This window comes from Clostridioides sp. GD02367 (genome assembly GCF_045900275.1).
Lineage (GTDB): Bacteria > Bacillota > Clostridia > Peptostreptococcales > Peptostreptococcaceae > Clostridioides > Clostridioides difficile_A.
The window spans coordinates 19,463-36,929 of record NZ_JBJODK010000006.1 but is presented as its reverse complement, the minus strand read 5'-3'; the positions used below and the strand labels follow the sequence as shown (position 1 = coordinate 36,929).

Below are 17,467 nucleotides of genomic sequence, written 5' to 3'. Positions count from 1 at the left end.
TGTAAATGTAGAATCATTAGTTTAGATATTACCCAATCTCTTTTCAACTAATCTACACCATATATCAACTCCATATTCCAAAGCCTTTGTATCAAATGTCACATTTGGATTGTGAAATCCTGGTGTAGCATCAGCTCCCAATCCAATATATGTAGTTTTACATTTTAGTTTTTGTGTGTAGTAGTGAAAATCCTCTCCACCAGAATTCTTAAATGTACCTATAGACGCATCTTCTCCCAATATATCTTTTATAGTTTCTTCAGCCAATTTCACAAGCCCTTCATCAAACTCTGCTGCTGGCACTCCATCCTTTGAAAGTAACATAGCCTCTGCATTTATAGAATTTGCAGCAGTTTTTACAGCATGTATTGCTTTTTCTTTTAATTCTTCTATTATCTCATTACTTTCTGCTCTTATATCTAAAGCCATAAATGCTTCATCTGGTATATTATTATATGTTTCTCCTTTAACTGATATATTTGTCACTTTTATGGAGTTTGGTACAGCTGGATTTACTCTTATTGCATTTATTGCACTCACTGCCAAACAAACAGCATCTACTGCATTTACTCCTAAGTGTGGTTTAGACCCATGACAAGTAACACCTTTAATCGTAAACTCCATTATGCAACTAGCACAATGATACATTGCAGGTATTGCCTTTCCAAGTCTACAATCTTGACCAGGTCTTAAATGCATACCTACCATTTCTTCCACATCATCCAATAAGCCAGAATCGATTACTCTTAATGCACCATATAGTTTTTCTTCTCCTGGTTGAAAAAGTATTTTTAAAGTACCTCTCTTTACTAGATTTCTTTCTCTTATTAGTTTTGCAGCTGTTAAAAGCATGGAAGTGTGACCATCATGTCCACAAGCATGTATCATTTTCTTTTCTCCATCTATTATAAATTCCAACGCATCCATGTCTGCCCTTATAGCAAATACTGGTCCTTCTTTTTTAGAATCTATAGTTACTATAATACCAGTTCCTGCAATGCCTTTATTAATATCTTCAAAACCCATTTTTTCAAGTTCCTTTAAAACAAACTCAGATGTCTTATATTCTTCAAACCCTTTTTCTGGTATAGTATGTAAATAATCATACACCCTATGTACGTACTCAATATAATCTTTATTAGTTTCCATAGTATAAAACTCCTCCTTAAAATGTAAACCTTATATTTATATAAAACTTTTATTATACTTACCTATACTACGAAATAATTCATTATAAGCATTGCAATACAACCATTTAAAGTTGCTATCACAAACATATGTGTATAATATTTTGTCTTTAATTCAGCAGTTCCTAAAAGTCTACCCATAAATTGTATCTGAGCACCTGAAAGCAATAACATTGGTAAAAGAATTGCAACATGTGCTTGGCTTATCTGACCTGCTGTAAATAGACCTGCTATTACTCCAGATGCTCCTCCCATTGATATAAATATTGTCATTATTGCAGTTGCTGCAACACCTGAAAGTCCAAATATGCTCATTACAGGTGTAAATATTGTTCCTATCACATCCAAAAGACCTGTTAAATTAAATATAGAAATTATAGCAAAACCAAAGATAACATTTGGAGCCATTGAATTTGTGCTTATTTGAAATCCATTTCTAGCTCCTCCAATAAATGCGTCTATCACATTCCCTTTTTTAGCCCTTACTTCTTTTTTTGCTACTTCACTCATATTAAGCTTCCCCCTTGTCAAATTTATTTAAATATAGTCTAAGTAAGTTTGCTCCAACAAATTTCATAATTAATATTAAAGCAAGTGGTATAAAGATTGGAACATCTCCGATAAATGGAAACAATGCTGCTCCAGAAGCAAAGAAGTTTGTGATTGCAGATGCACCTGAAAATTGAAATGCACAAAATACAGCCTTTTGTTTCTCGTCTATATATCCATCATCTTTAAGTTCTTTAGTCATAGATGCAGCTGCATCAGTAGATTGTAAACTAGCTATCAAAGTCAATCCTGCAAATCCAGGTAATCCTAATAACGGTTTTAATAGCGGACTAAGAAGCTTCTGAGCTGCCTTCATCCCATCTAAATGGTCTATAACTCTAACTATTCCAAGTGCAAACATAACAGATGGTATTAGTGTCAATGCATATAGCCATCCATCTCTAGGACCAGTACCTCCATCACCTCTAAAATTTGCAGCTAATGTACCCACACCATCATTAACAGTTCCTAATGTTCCAAAAGAACCCAGTACATTATTAAAATCCAATACTTTTAATGGCCCTGACGCATCCTTAAATATTCCTGAAAAGAATAATGCACCCAAAATTAATGCTACATACCCATACCATTTTACTTCTACTTTTTCTGTTGCTGATTCCAATTTGCTCATTTAAATTCTCCCTCCTGTTTAATTAAAATTTATTAGTATATCTCTTTAATAAGCAAAATTTGTGCCAATAATTTAATGATAAGGGTTTTATATCCATTTTTTTATTGTAAATTTATTCCATATAATAAATTGCTTATAATTACTAACTTCTAAAGTATTTAAATACATTATTTTTTTATTACTTATCAAAATACACTTCTTAATATAAAAATATGCTTTAGTTATTTATCAAAAAATATTTATAAATAGGTTTTTACAGGATAAAAACCTATAAAAACCTTTTTTAAATCGAATTTCTAAATTTATCATATTATTTGATGTATAATATAACTTACCTTGTACTTAAAAAAATAAAATAAATATTACTTTGTTAGGAGAAATAGCATGGATAAAAAGAAATTAATCCTTATAACATACGATAAATTGAATAGTAATCATTACAAAGAAGAGTTAATAAACTTTTTTGGAGATGAGATAATCATAGAAACACAAAATATACTCGATGGCATAAAAGAAAATTTAGAAGGAGATGTTGTACTTTCTTTATCACCTTTAACTAGTAATTTTTTAATAAAACATTTTAAAGAAGATATTGAAATTATTCATGGAACAAAAGCACTTTCAAAACTTGGTTATGAAAAAATGATGCAACTACCTCCTGGTACAAAATCATTACTTATGACCACTAATAAAACATCAGCGTTTGAAATGGCTACCTACCTATATAAAATTGGGATAAATCATATAGATTTTGTACCAACCTATCCAGATTGTGATGAAATATATGATTTGGATACAGCTATAACACCAGGGCAAATTAGATTTATACCAAAATACATAAAAAACATAGTTGACTTAGGATGGAGAAAAATTTCATTAGATACATATATGTCATTACTAGTGGTATTAAAATTAAAAAATGAAAAATTTATAGAAAAATTATATAAATTATCTAAGGAAACACTCAGTCATGACTTTTTAAATACATCATTGGATAATATATCTAAACTAAAAACAATACTTTACATGACTATTGATGAAATAGGAGATGGTTTAATATTTTTTAATACCTTCAATAAAGTTACTTTTGTAAATAAATCTTTACTTAGTATGCTTGAACTAGATGAAAAACTTATAAAATCTCCATCTTTAATGGATTATCTACCAAAGAGTTTTTTACATAAAATTACGAAAAATTTAAATATAGACAATATGATTATATACATCGATGAAATAGATAAAAAATTCATACTTTCTAAAAAACCATTTTATCTTTATAAAAATATAGAAGGTTGTTTAATTACATTAAAAGATGTAAATAACATCGAGATATTAGAACAAAAAATAAGAAGTGATTCTGTTAAAAGAGGTTATGTAGCTAAATATAAATTTAATAATATTATTGGAAATAGCTCTGTTATAAAAGATTGTATTGAAAAAGCAAAAAAAATGGCTCTTACAGATAATCCTATATTAATAACAGGTGAGACAGGTACAGGTAAAGAGGCCTTCATTCAATCAATACACAATCATTCAAATAGAAAAAATAAACCTTTTGTAGCTATAAATTGTGCTTCATTACCAAGTGAACTACTTGAAAGTGAACTATTTGGATATGAAGATGGTTCTTTTACTGGTGCTAAAAAAGGCGGAAAAAAAGGATTATTTGAATTAGCTCATACTGGAACTATATTTTTAGATGAAATAGGAGATATGCCACACAACTTACAAGTTAAACTTCTGAGAGTTTTACAAGAAAAAGAAATTAGAAAAATTGGTGGTACAAGCATCATTCCAATTGATGTAAGAATATTAGCTGCCACAAATAAAGACTTAGAAAAATTAATTATAGAAAATAAATTTAGGATGGACTTATTTTATAGAATAAGTATGTTTACTTTAGACTTACCTCCTCTTAGAAATAGATTAGAAGATATTCCACTTCTTTTAGAGTCATTTTTAAAAGAGCTTCCCTATAAAAATGTTAAACTAGATAAATATCTTTTAGAGACTCTAAATTCCTACACTTGGATGGGTAATATTAGAGAATTGAGAAACTGTATTGAATATATGGCTTACATGGGTTCTAATTATCTTACAATAAATGATTTACCTCAAAATATATCTTCAAAATTAAATAATCATCCTGTATCAAATAATGTCTCTATATTTCATGATTTAAGTCAATATGACAAAAACATATGTATTTCTATTTTAAAGTCATTATATATAAAACCTATGGGTAGAACAAAACTAATGAAATTTATGGAATATAATGTCACAGAATATGAAGTAAGAAGTATGCTAGAATATTTAACTCTCAATGGATACTTATTTTCTGGCAAAGGAAGAAAAGGTTCCACTTTAACTGAGAAAGGCACAAAAATAATAGAAAATAATATAATTTAAATCTATAGTAATTCATATTTACTTTATCATGTTTTATATAATCCTAAGATTTTATTTTTATATAAAGTTTTATATAAAATAATAAAACTTATTTATTATCAGAAAAAGCTATGAAATTAGTATTTTATTACTAATAACATAGCTTTTAATATTAATAGATTAATTGATTTAAGACTACTAATTGATAATTATAAAGTACCTCTGTTAAAGGTGTAAATTCTGAACCAATACCAAATTTTAATTCTACAAATCCCTCTAAATAATCTTGAGCACTTACATCTTCTTGTGTTAAGTCTCCCTTTACCATTTCAGTAGCAAGATGTATTGCTAATGCTGGTATAAAAGCATCCATTGGCATAGGATATCCTCCAAGCCTATTTGACATACCAGCAGCCTTAGCTTTTTCACTTATCATATCATTTATTTTATTATAATTTTGAGCATCTTTTTTAGATATCTTTAGTCCCATAACCTCAGGATATGTTTGTGTTGGTGATGGATTACTTTGTTCTGCAACTATATACTTTAACTCTAAAGCCTTAGTTAATATAACTTCGTCCATAATCTCATTTACACCAAATACATTTATATCTTTTCCATATTTTTTAACTTGTTTTTCAATGTCTTCATTTAAAAACTGCTTAACCTTATTTTTATCTTCTTCATTATTGATATTTGGTGTATCCACTTGTACAAATTGTAGTCCTATATTTTTACAAGTCTCTTTAATCTTCTCTAGTCTTTTGGCTATATTAGCATCTTTTAAATCATCTTTAGAAGCGTAATGAATAAAAGCCTTTGCTCCCATTTCTTTTGAATGTTCTGCTAATAACTTTCCTCTTTCCTCTATATTAGCCCCTAAATTCACATCAACATACTGACTTAATTGATTCTTGTCATCTCCCATAGGTGCAGAAATAGTTATTATTTCTGAACGCTTTTCCTTTACCTTTTGTAAAGCTGGTAAAAGACCTGCTTGATTTGTAGATACTACAATTGCCTGAATTTCTTTATCATCAGCCAATTTTACTATTTGATTTATAGCGTTATCTATATTAGAAGTAAAGTTTTCTGGTAATACAACATGCTTTATAGTTTGCTTAACTTTAGCTTTACCATCTTTGTCTTTATCAATTTTATTCTCTTCTTCATACTCTTTTGCCAAGCTTTCTACTATATTATACTGTACTTTGTTCTCAGATAATGGTTGAGTTACTACTGCAACTTTAAAGTCATCTATAATTTCCTTTTTATCTTGCTTGCCTGCAATCAAACTACAGCCTGTAAGTCCAATAATTAAACATATGGATAGCATAAATGCTGTTATTTTTCTAAGCATTAGTTAAAACCTCCTAAATTTGTACTTTATTATCACTATTACTAATTTTATCATACTTCAAAGAAAAATTATATTATAAAAAATTATATACACATTATTGTACTTCAATCTAAAAAGTACTATGGGTAGATTAGGTTTTGATTAAACCTACCCATAGTACTAAAAAAATTATATATTATAAAATTAAATTAATTACAAATTATTATGCTACTTGTTTGTTGCTTTTTATGAAGTTACCAACTATTCCACCCAATATAGCTGGTATTACCCAGTTAAAGCCCAAACCTGCAAGTGGTAAGCTTTGTATAAATGGAACAGCTCCTGTCATTCCATTTACAGCAGATAATACACTAACCACTAATGTAACGTATGCTGCACCTTTAAATGCATTATCATTTTTTATATTTTTACCAGCCAACTCCATGATAACTATTACTAATAAAACAGGATATATAGTTTGTAGGATTGGAACTGATATAGCTATTATAGAGTCAACACCTAAATTTGATATAAGCATACTAGCCACACATATGCCTATAACTAGTTGTTTGTAAGTTGCCTTACTTATTCCTTCAAAATAAGTTGATATTGATGCTGTTAAACCTGTAGAAGTAGTAAGACAGGCAAGTGCTACAATTATACCTAAAATTATCTTTCCTACCTGACCATACAATAGTATACTAGTTATTTCAACTAATAAAGATGCCTGAGGTACACTAGTATCATATATTGTTGAAACTGTTGCACCTAAATAAGTAAGACCACCATATACTAATGCTAAAAATACACAAGCTACAAAACCAGCTTTAATAGTCATTCCAATTTGGTCCTTATCTGATGTATATCCTTTACCCACTATAGACATTAACATTATAGTTGCCATAGAAGCTGCACCTAGAGCATCCATTGTCTGGTAACCTTGTGATATACCTTCACCAAATAGATTTCTATCTATCATATGTTCTGGACTCATAGGTCCTGCTGGTGAAATTATACCTTTTACTATTAAAACAAATAATACTAATAATAACGCTGGAGTTAAATACTTACCTATTATGTCTATAACCTTAGAAGACCTAATTGTAAATGCTAAAGTTAATCCAAAGAAAATCACTGAAAATATCGCTTTAGCTGCTGGTCCATGGTCTCCAAATATAGGTATAATACCCATCTCATATGTTGTTGCACAAGTTCTTGGTATAACAAGAAGTGCTAAACATGCTAGAGCTGCTACACTCATTACTCTTGCTAATCCTTTACCAGCTCTCCTAAGTACATCATCCATGCTTCCCTTACATCTTGCTGTTGCTATAATAACAAGCATTGCTATACCAGCATCTGCAACAACAAAGCCAATAAGAGGAATTAACCAGTCTTTGCCGGATTCCATTCCTAAAAATGGAGGGAACATAAGATTTCCTGCGCCAAAGAACATAGAAAATAAAGCAAAACCAACCACAAAAATATCTCTCATCTGCTTACTCACACCAAACTACCCCCTTTGAAAATATTTTGAATATTAAGATAATCTTACTTTATTTTCAGAAAAATGTCAATCTGGTAAAAATTCACACATTGTTAACGTTTTCCCAATTTATTTTATGAATATTTTTTTCATTTTATTATAATTCCCATCAATTTTGTTAAATCAATTGCTTGTGATACATCAAAAATAGCTCCTCTAATATCGTTTATTCCAACCTCAATTCCTTCAATATTATTAGTAGTAAAATCTACACCAGAAAGTTTACTTCCATTAAAATTGGCTTTTTTAAGATTTGTATACTCGAATACCAGATTATCACTTTTTACTTCTTGAAATACAGAATTCTCAAAATTTGAATCCAAAATAGAAACCACCTTAAATTTAGAGAATGAAAAGTTAGAATACTTACCTAAAACATCTTTGAACAGAACGTTTTTAAGTATACAATCATCAAATCTAACTCCTATCAATTTGCTGTCTTTAAATTCAACTCTATATATACTTCCTTCATCAAAAAATGTATTTGATAAATTACAGTTTTCAAATACTACATCCAGCAAATCAATCTTTTTTAGATTACAATTCTCAAAAGATACATTTCTAAATATACAAGACTCAAAACTAACTCTTATAGCATTTAAATCACTTATAATTTCATTTTCTATAATTTTATTAAATATTTTTTCATCATTAAGTATATCATCAAGCATATTTTCAAGATTTTCAATAGATTCTAATTCCTCTGTAAATTTAGGCTTTTGTACTTTAATAACTTTAGTCATTTTCCCCTCCACTATAAATTATATTCTTTTTATCACCATTTTATTTAATATATTAACTTAATATATATATTTGATATATTAAAAAGTTTTTACGAAATATTCTTGTATTCAGTACATTTATAATTATATCACAAACTTATCTATAATAAACTTCCATTAATAGTATAAGGCATATGAACATGGCTCATATTATGTCCATACATATTTTATTATTAAAAAGAATAATTTCTAATAATAAATAACCTTAATTTTTTATAAAATCGACAAAAAAACGAATAATTTTATTAAATTTATTGTAAATAATACAATATTACGATATAATACAACAGAAAAACAAATAGAAAATGTTCATATAATATTAGTAATATGGTCTAATAGTTTCTACAAACTCACCTTAAATGAGTTTTCTATGAATAGAATGTCAACTTTGAATATATATTCTATTCTATCTATATGAATATATATTTTTTTGTTTATATCTTAAAGTTTTTTGGAGGTAAAAATGGTACCAAATACTAACAATGTACAACCAGATGGAAATAATTCATCATTGAGCTTTTTAGACAAAATGTTTAAATTTAGCGAACGTGGCTCTAACCTTAAAACAGAAGTGATAGGTGGAGTTACTACATTCTTAACAATGGCATATATAGTTTTTGTAAATCCAGCAATATTATCTGAAGCTGGTATGGATAAAGCCGCACTTATAACTGTTACTATATTAGCTACAGCCATTGGTACACTAATATTTGCACTTTTAGGAAATGCGCCATTCGCTCTAGCACCTGGTATGGGATTAAATGCATTTTTCACATACTCTTTGGTTATAGGAGCAGGAATCCCGTGGCAAACAGGTCTTGGAGTAGTCTTTTTATCTGGCTGTGTATTCTTTACACTCGCAGTAACGGGTCTTCGAAAGACCATTGCAGACGCTATTCCTAGAGAATTAGCAGTAGCTTCTTCAGCAGGTATAGGTCTTTTCCTTGCTTTTGTTGGTTTAAAAAACATGGGTGTTATAATAGCAAACCCAGATACTATAGTTTCACTTGCCGATTTTACACCAACAGTTTTAATAGCTCTTTTTGCTCTTATATTAATGGCAATATTAGAATATAAGAAGGTTAAAGGTGGGATATTAATAAGTATAGTTGTTGCAACAATAATATCTATTATATTTGGATTTGTAGAATTACCAACAGCAATAATTTCAAAACCACCTAGTATAGCACCAATTGCTTTTAAATTAGATATTATAGGAGCATTGAAATTCTCATTAATTGGACCTATATTCTCTTTCATGTTTATAGATATGTTTGATTCATTAGCATTTCTTATTACTTGTTGTAAACAAATGGGTCTTGAAGATGAGAATGGTGAAATAAAAGATTTAGGAAAAATGTTATATGCAGATGTTTCTTCTACTTTAATAGGTTCATTCTTAGGAACTAGTACAGTTACAACATTTGGAGAATCTGCTTCTGGTATAGCAGCAGGTGCAAGAACTGGACTTGCTTCTGTAGTAACAGCAGCTTTATTCTTAGCCACACTTATATTTACACCATTACTTGGTATAGTTCCTACTTACGCCGCAGCACCTGCACTTGTTATGGTTGGTGTGTTCATGTTCGAAAGTATAAAGCAAATTGATTTTGCTGATAGCAAAATAGCAGTACCTGCTTTTGTTACAGTTTTATTGATGCCTCTAACTTATAGTATAAGTATTGGTTTATGCTTTGGATTTATTTCATACATAATAATGCATGTTGTAGCTAAAGAAACTAATAAAATCAGTATTACACTTTGGGTTATAGGTTTACTTGCAGTTGTAAATTTAGTTCTAAGTTAATATTTTAAAATATATAAAATAAAATCTTATTTATTTTTAATTTATGAATAGCAAAATCAATTTTACATATAAAAGTGATTTTGCTATTAACTTTGTATAGAAAATTTATTATCATAATATGTGGATACAAAAATATATAAAAAAGGAAGGATACTTATGTCACAATTACTTATAAAAAATGCATATCTAATTACTATGAATGCGGATAGAGAAGTATACGAGAATGGAAGTATACTTATTGAAAACAACATTATAAAAAATGTTGGCAAATTTGATAGCAATATTGCTGATAAAGATGCTGAGATATACGACGCTAAAGGAAAAATATTAATGCCAGGATTAGTAAATACACACGTTCATTTATCTCAACAATTAGAACGTGGTCTTGCAGACGATGTTGTACTTTTAACTTGGCTTAGAGAAAGAATCTGGCCATTTGAAAGTAGCTTTAATTATGAAGATTCATTAATCTCATCCACTGCATGTTGTATTGAGTTGATAAAATCTGGTGTTACTACATTTTTGGAATCTGGTGGTCAATATGTAGATGCTATGGTTGAAGCTGTTGACAAAACTGGGCTTAGAGCATGTCTAGCTAAATCAGTTATGGATACAGGAGATGGACTTCCTGAAGCATGGCAAAAAACTACAGATGAAGAAATCAATACTCAATTAGACCTATTCCATAAATTTAATAATACATCTAATGAAAGAATCAAAATATGGTTTGCATTAAGAACTATTTTTAATACAACAGACGAATTACTTATTAAGACTAAACAACTAGCTGACAAGTATGATACAGGTATACATATGCATATTGCTGAAATAGCTGATGAGATTTCATTTGTAAAACAGAAGAATGGAGTTGGAACAGTTGAGTATCTTGATAAATTAGGTATATTAGGTCCAAATCTTTTAGCTGCTCACACAGTTTGGCTTACTCATAAAGAAATTGATTTATTTAGATTACACGATGTAAAAGTTTCTCATAATCCAGCTGCAGCTATGAAAGTAGTTCTAGGATTTGCATCAATTCCTGAAATGTTAGAAAAAGGAATACCAGTTTCAATTGGTACTGATGGAGCACCTTCAAATAATAGAATGGACCTTATGAGGGATATGTACTTAACTTCATTAATACATAAAGGTAGAACTTTAAATCCAACAGTCATTCCTGCTGAAGAAGTATTAGAAATGGCTACTATAAATGGAGCAAAATGTGCTCTATTGGAAAAAGAAATTGGTAGCCTTGAAGTAGGAAAAAAAGCAGATATGATTATTCTAAATCCAGATACAATTCATTCTTTACCAATGCATAATCCAATTGGAAATATAGTTTATTCTATGACTAGCGAAAATGTAGATTCTACAATTTGTGATGGTAAATGGCTAATGAAAGAAAGAAACGTATTGGTTGTAAATGAGTCTGAATTGTTAAATAAGGTTAAAGAACAAGCTTCTAAAATAAAAGAAAAAGCAGAAGTTAAAATTCCTTCTAAATTTAAAATTATAAAATAATACAAATTTCAATTGTTTTGTAAATATGAATATATAACTTTGATTATACATCATATATACAAAACAATTGTTTTTTATCTGCTTCAAAAATAATTTAGCTATATATTTTTCTTACATAGCAACAAGAAAAGATTATATATTAAACCTTATATTCATTGACTTTATACTTAGTTATATCATTACAACACATTAGACAAGCTCCTTTTTCTTCATTCCATTCTATATATGAAGCATTTGCACTACTCCAGACATTAAGATTATCATTATACATATCAATTGTACAGGACCTTTTTTCTTCATTAAGTCCATTCATTGGACAAATATCACATGGCTCATCTCTCCCCCAAAATGCCTTGTAACACAATTGATTTATCTTTGCATTTGGGGCAATACTCAATGTCTTTTGATTTATGAATAATAGTTCATAAGTATTTTTATTTATTACATAAGTCCATGAATTCAAATTGTCCATAATTACCTTTGTAGTCTCATAAGATTTTATTAATTTATCTTGCTTATGTTTGTTAATCAAAAATACACTTAATATTTCTGATATAAAGGTCAAGGATTCTATTTCGTCCTTTGTCCAAAATCTATTTCCATTACAGTCATCAAACCCTACATATCCACTGAATTCTCCTTCATCTAAGATTGCACACTGCAACATAGAAACAATCCCTTGTGCTTCCAATATTTCATATAATCCACCATTAAGTGTAGATATATCTTTACAATAAAAAATTCCTCTCTCATTAAAATATTGCTTATAATCTCCAATTAGACTATATGACACTTCTTTGAGATTCTCTATTTCTGGTTCAATACCATCATTACACCATTCAAATGTATTGCTACAATAAGTATTGTCATCCGAATTTTCAAACACATATGCACGACTTACATTATATGACCTACCAACCAGCTCCAAGATAAAATTTACTGCAGTATCAACATCTTTGGATTCATATAAAATTCTAAATATATACTCAGAAAGATTTTGTTTAGATGTAGATTTTGTTTTATATGCCTCATCAATATCTTCTTCTCCACCTAATACAGAAGTAAAGTTTTTAGTTCTTATTATTTCACTATCCATAGTTTGACTATTACTTTCACATATCCAATAGCAATCCTTACCTTTGTCTTTTGCTACATATAATGAATTGTCTGCACTTCTAAAAAGTTCATTAAAATTTTTACCATGCTGAGGATAAATAGCAATCCCTATACTTCCAGAAATTTTATAATCTTTATTTTTACCTGTAAATGAACGTCTAAATAAACTCATTAATTCATCTGCTTTTTGCTTTAGTATTTCTTCTGAATTCAAGTTTTTTAGAAGAATTAAAAATTCATCTCCTCCTATACGTCCGATAATATCACTGTCTCTAAAAATATTTACAAATTTAGATGCTATATCATTTAAAACTGCATCTCCAAATAAATGCCCTAGATTATCATTAATCCCCTTGAAGTCATCAATGTCTATTATAAACAATGCACTACGACATTCCTTACCTTCATTTTCTAAATAAGTTCTAACTAAATCTTCTGTTGTAATTTTATTATATAATCCTGTAAGTAAATCTCTCTGTGCTTTATTTTTAAATTCATCGTTTTTCCTTTTTTCTTTATCTATATCTGCAACAACACCTATAACACGTGTACATTGATTATACTTATCAATAATACTAGATAATCTAACTTTACACCAAATATATTCATTTTTTCCTTTTCTAAATCTAAGTTCTGTTTCATTATATGAATTGTCACCATCCATAGCTCTAGTAAAAAGTTCTATACACTTTTCTATATCATCTTTGTATATCATTTCCTTTTCTAGCATATTCTCAATTAGATTATTTCTTACTGGTTTATATCCAAATTTCTTTTCCCATTTGTCAGAAATATTCACTGTATCTGTATTTAAGTTCCACTCAAAGACAATGTTATTCTCTTGGTCCATAACAATTCTATAACACTCTTCACTTACATCTAATCGTTCTTGTGCCGACTTACTTGATGTAATATCAATCACAACACAATATACCCACGAATGTTCATGCTTATCTTTTACTATTTGTCCTTTATCTAATAACCAGCGTATCTCTCCATCTGAATGAACTACTCTATACTCAACTTCAAGTATATTACCACTTTTTAGTTGCCTTTCTAATTTATCTTTCACTATTTCACGGTCATCTTCATATATTACATTTAACAACTTGTTATCAAAAAATAATTCAAGCTCTTCTTTTGTATATCCTAATAGGTTTTGATATCCTTCATTAACAAAATTAAATATGTAGTTTCCATCACAACTGTATTTATATACTCCTCCAGGAATATTTGCAGTAAGCACCTTTAAATCATCATTTATTCTTTTTAGTTCTTCAGAATTATTGACCATAGTATCAATCAGACTATTGAAAGCAGTAGTAATTTTAGCATACTCGTTATTCGTATCAAGATTAAATCTTATACTCATATCTCCATCTTTTATTTTTTCTATCCCCTCAAGTAATTTACCCATAGGATTTAAAAAGTGTTTTTTTACATATACAGAAATTATACATATAAAAAATATAATTAAAATCATAAAAAGTAATACAGCAATTATTGCCTTGTCAATTGGCTTCATTATCTCTGATGCCTCTACAGTACTTAATATAAACCATCCATCTGATACCTCAGAATAATATCCAATATTTTTGATATGGTCTTCAGAGTAACTTATAAATCCATCTGGATTATTTTTAAAATTTTTAGAATCCCATTCTTTAAAAAAATTTTCATCATCTATTATATTTTCATATTTATATTTACCATCATTAGCCACTACATTTCCTATAGAGTCGATTACAATCATTTTACCAGTATTAAAAGAAGGTATATCATTTATTATATTTTTAATATAGTCTGTATCTACAATAAAGGATACAAAACCTTGATATTCATTATTAATCCAAATGGGATACCCTATTACAAAGTTTCTTTTACTTATATAAAAACTCTTCTTATTATTTATGTTAGAAATCTTTAAACTATCTTGTGGCAAACCTTTAAATTCTGAACCTGACATTAGTGCTTTTTTATTAATAATATTTTCATCACTGGATGCTACTACTACATCATTTTTATCAATAAGTGACATTCTAAGCAAAAATTTTTCTTTATTATTAATATCTTTTAGTATACTATTTATATTTGCTTGTTTTACTCCATCAACTATAATTTTCTTATTTTCATTGGATAAATACTCTTGAATTTCAGCAATTTGAGAAGTCGTTTTTAATGTAATTCCTTTCTGACTAAAAAAACTCTTTAAACGTTTTGATTGTATTATTGTAGCTGTTTTAATGTTATTTTTCATCAATTCATTAGAATTTTTAGTAAACTTGTGTATACAAATTCCAGCAATAATTATTGATGGAATTATTGAAACCAATATAAGAATAATAAATATTTTTTTTTGTATCTTCATAAGTTCTCCCCCTATTTTTAATAAACAATATAAATATAAAATTCTTTAAATATTTACTATTCATTTATTTTACTTATAAAACTTATGTATTTATTCCCCCAGATTAAAACCATATTTACAGATTGCAAATTAAAATTATTTATATATTCATTGTATTTTAAATTTTTCTATATTTCAACTAGATAATATCAAATGTTACTGTTTATAATATAATTCTTAAGCAATATATAAGATTATTAGTTTATAACTTTTACTTTTCTCTTATCTAATACCATTTTCAGAGAATTTTCAACTGTTTCAATTACATCCTTATAACTTAAATACACATTTGCATAGATATAATCTTCATATAAATTGTATTCAGTTACTCTACAATACAATAACTTGCCTCCATCTATTAAGTTACTTAAAATATAATTATCTTTTCTTGGAACATAGCCTATTACATACCCAGTTTCCCCAACTATTTTAATAGCATTTTCATCATACAAATTATCTTTCTCTCTATTTAGATAATATATCTTACTCTTTTCTAATTCTTTTTCAAGACATTCTCTATTTCTAAACCTTGAACCAGCAACGGCTACTGAAGTTAAGTATATATCCTTGCCATGTTCATCCACTTTTATTTTTTCAATATTTACAAATTCTTTCTTTAAATTATTGCTTTCATATAATAATCTTCTAAGTTCATCCTTCAGTCTTATATTTCTTTCTTTTTCGTAAGCTTCTTTAACTATTTTCAACTCTTCAAGAGATAATTTTTCTCTGTATCTTTTTAAAATATTTATAGATTCTTTTCTTACTTCATTTATATTTCCAAATATACCTTTTAAAGATATATTTTTCCCTTGTGGATATAGTGAATTACTACCTTTAATTACAATAAAAAATAACATATCATCATAATATTCTTGTGTTAATCTATCTTTTTCTATATCTTCCATTTTCCCAGTTAAATCATCTAGGTTAAATTTCTTTTCAAAAAAGTTTAATAATTTTAATTTAGAACTCGTCTCTCCTTTTTTAGATATATACCAATATACTTCAAAATCTCTAATATCTCTATCCAAATACGGCAACAAATCATCAAAGGATAGATTTACAGCATAAATTTCTGACATTTTTATCATATCTTCTGTTTTTCCATTTGCATTTTTTAATGCTTCAAAATATATGCCCTTCCACTTTTTACTAAGTAAGACAGCATTCATTTCTTTCTCGAATTCGACTTTATCACATTCTATATTTTCATCTTTCAAGACATTTATAGCTATTAAAAAAATTGAATATAAACTTTTAAAGGTAGTTCCATACGTCACTACAATTGGTAAAAATTGATTTACTAATATGACTTTATTTCCTATGTATTTAAACTCTACGCTTAATAGATAGTTACATATCAGATGTGCTAAGTTATTTATTTTTTCTCTATCTAAATCTCTTCTTTCAAGATATTCATATAAATCAATAATAGAAACAATATAATTAATCAATAATCGTTCATATTTTGTATCTTTGTAACCTTCCTCAATCAAATAGGAATTTATTTTAGAATCCAAAATCTCCATGTTAACAATAGCAAATACTTTTATTGAGCCTGTAGCTTTTTTAGATAAATTAAATAAATATGTATTGTAAAATTCTAGTTTCTTAATAGTATTACTCAAATAAAATACATATTCTCCAGATTTAGAGAATGTATCTACAACTTCTCTTATATTTTCCACTTCTAAATATTTCTCACTTAAAACTAATCCAAGTTTTACATACTCAGCCTTTTCACTTTTATATATTAATTCTTTAGTTAGCTTACATAACCATTTCTTATCAATCAGCATTTCTTTTACCAAAGTGTTTATCTTTTTTATAAAAATTTCAAAATAGCAAATTAGAGGTTTAAAATTATTATTCTCCAATAAATAGATTTCATTAGATTCACTTTTATACATACTTAAAATTCCATCTGCTAGATTGTTTGCAAGCTCTACTTGTTCTCTTAAAGGTATATTTTCATATATACATAAGTAATTCATTTCAAAGGATTCTTTGTATCCATCATAACCCTCAACTTCTTGCAATTGTTTAAAAATACTGCCCATTAAATTATCCTCCTTTACATGATGTAATTTATATTGATTATACTACTTATTTCAACAAGTTTACATTTCTACACAAAAAAATATTACTAGAATTTGAAATTCTAGTAATATTAGTAAGATTTATTATGTAA

The 17,467-nt window shown here is 27.9% G+C and carries 11 protein-coding genes and 1 riboswitch; of the genes, 3 read left to right on the top strand and 8 right to left on the bottom strand.

The window, feature by feature from the left end:
* Window positions 1–21: 21 nt before the first annotated feature.
* The 3 genes from Q3223_RS09815 to Q3223_RS09805 all read right to left on the bottom strand — a co-directional run bounded on the left by Q3223_RS09815 (window position 22) and on the right by Q3223_RS09805 (window position 2,367).
* Window positions 22–1,149 (bottom strand): M20 peptidase aminoacylase family protein, encoded by a 1,128-nt coding sequence (locus tag Q3223_RS09815; protein ID WP_074178533.1) that lies wholly within the window; start codon window positions 1,147–1,149, stop codon window positions 22–24.
* A 62-nt stretch (window positions 1,150–1,211) separates the two neighbouring features.
* Entirely contained in the window at window positions 1,212–1,697 is a 486-nt protein-coding gene (locus tag Q3223_RS09810) for a YjiG family protein (RefSeq protein ID WP_407811910.1), read from the bottom strand.
* A 1-nt stretch (window position 1,698) separates the two neighbouring features.
* Window positions 1,699–2,367 (bottom strand): nucleoside recognition domain-containing protein, encoded by a 669-nt coding sequence (locus Q3223_RS09805; protein ID WP_054271263.1) that lies wholly within the window; start codon window positions 2,365–2,367, stop codon window positions 1,699–1,701.
* 384 nt (window positions 2,368–2,751) lie between these two features.
* Here Q3223_RS09805 and Q3223_RS09800 point away from each other — a divergent pair, with 384 nt between their 5' ends.
* The gene (locus Q3223_RS09800; RefSeq protein WP_074178534.1) at window positions 2,752–4,776 is read left to right on the top strand and encodes a sigma-54-dependent Fis family transcriptional regulator; all 2,025 of its coding nucleotides are present in this window, start codon (window positions 2,752–2,754) and stop codon (window positions 4,774–4,776) included.
* A 151-nt stretch (window positions 4,777–4,927) separates the two neighbouring features.
* On the opposite strand, the gene Q3223_RS09795 is transcribed toward Q3223_RS09800, so the two are convergent.
* The 3 genes from Q3223_RS09795 to Q3223_RS09785 form a co-directional block, all read right to left on the bottom strand.
* Window positions 4,928–6,115 carry a DUF3798 domain-containing protein gene (locus Q3223_RS09795; protein ID WP_223152770.1) on the bottom strand — a complete coding sequence of 396 codons (1,188 nt, stop codon included), beginning with the start codon at window positions 6,113–6,115 and terminating at the stop codon, window positions 4,928–4,930.
* 202 nt (window positions 6,116–6,317) lie between these two features.
* Complete coding sequence (gene brnQ / locus Q3223_RS09790) at window positions 6,318–7,589, bottom strand: branched-chain amino acid transport system II carrier protein (protein ID WP_054271293.1); 1,272 nt, start codon at window positions 7,587–7,589, stop codon at window positions 6,318–6,320.
* A gap of 140 nt (window positions 7,590–7,729) precedes the next feature.
* Window positions 7,730–8,383: a pentapeptide repeat-containing protein gene (locus Q3223_RS09785; protein ID WP_223152769.1), complete on the bottom strand. Its 654-nt coding sequence runs from the start codon at window positions 8,381–8,383 to the stop codon at window positions 7,730–7,732.
* Between the two features lie 328 nt (window positions 8,384–8,711).
* A riboswitch (purine riboswitch) is annotated at window positions 8,712–8,813 on the top strand.
* Between the two features lie 72 nt (window positions 8,814–8,885).
* Between Q3223_RS09785 and Q3223_RS09780 the strand changes: the two genes are divergently transcribed.
* Window positions 8,886–10,229 (top strand): NCS2 family permease, encoded by a 1,344-nt coding sequence (locus Q3223_RS09780; protein WP_054277311.1) that lies wholly within the window; start codon window positions 8,886–8,888, stop codon window positions 10,227–10,229.
* A 156-nt stretch (window positions 10,230–10,385) separates the two neighbouring features.
* The gene (locus Q3223_RS09775) at window positions 10,386–11,750 is read left to right on the top strand and encodes an amidohydrolase (protein ID WP_054271268.1); all 1,365 of its coding nucleotides are present in this window, start codon (window positions 10,386–10,388) and stop codon (window positions 11,748–11,750) included.
* 139 nt (window positions 11,751–11,889) lie between these two features.
* Here Q3223_RS09775 and Q3223_RS09770 read toward each other — a convergent pair whose 3' ends face one another.
* Window positions 11,890–15,234, bottom strand: coding sequence for a diguanylate cyclase domain-containing protein (locus Q3223_RS09770; RefSeq protein WP_407811909.1), 3,345 nt, complete (start codon window positions 15,232–15,234; stop codon window positions 11,890–11,892).
* 236 nt (window positions 15,235–15,470) lie between these two features.
* On the bottom strand, window positions 15,471–17,336 hold the full coding sequence (locus Q3223_RS09765) for an HIRAN domain-containing protein (RefSeq protein WP_407811908.1): 1,866 nt from the start codon (window positions 17,334–17,336) through the stop codon (window positions 15,471–15,473).
* Between the last annotated feature and the right edge of the window lie 131 nt (window positions 17,337–17,467).

Bases quoted from the DNA above. Each gene is read 5' to 3' on its own strand.
- Q3223_RS09815 (WP_074178533.1), bottom strand. From the start codon at position 1,149: ATGGAAACTAATAAAGATTATATTGAGTACGTACATAGGGTGTATGAT.
- Q3223_RS09810 (WP_407811910.1), bottom strand. From the start codon at position 1,697: ATGAGTGAAGTAGCAAAAAAAGAAGTAAGGGCTAAAAAAGGGAATGTG.
- Q3223_RS09805 (WP_054271263.1), bottom strand. From the start codon at position 2,367: ATGAGCAAATTGGAATCAGCAACAGAAAAAGTAGAAGTAAAATGGTAT.
- Q3223_RS09800 (WP_074178534.1), top strand. From the start codon at position 2,752: ATGGATAAAAAGAAATTAATCCTTATAACATACGATAAATTGAATAGT.
- Q3223_RS09795 (WP_223152770.1), bottom strand. From the start codon at position 6,115: ATGCTTAGAAAAATAACAGCATTTATGCTATCCATATGTTTAATTATT.
- brnQ (WP_054271293.1), bottom strand. From the start codon at position 7,589: ATGAGAGATATTTTTGTGGTTGGTTTTGCTTTATTTTCTATGTTCTTT.
- Q3223_RS09785 (WP_223152769.1), bottom strand. From the start codon at position 8,383: ATGACTAAAGTTATTAAAGTACAAAAGCCTAAATTTACAGAGGAATTA.
- Q3223_RS09780 (WP_054277311.1), top strand. From the start codon at position 8,886: ATGGTACCAAATACTAACAATGTACAACCAGATGGAAATAATTCATCA.
- Q3223_RS09775 (WP_054271268.1), top strand. From the start codon at position 10,386: ATGTCACAATTACTTATAAAAAATGCATATCTAATTACTATGAATGCG.
- Q3223_RS09770 (WP_407811909.1), bottom strand. From the start codon at position 15,234: ATGAAGATACAAAAAAAAATATTTATTATTCTTATATTGGTTTCAATA.
- Q3223_RS09765 (WP_407811908.1), bottom strand. From the start codon at position 17,336: ATGGGCAGTATTTTTAAACAATTGCAAGAAGTTGAGGGTTATGATGGA.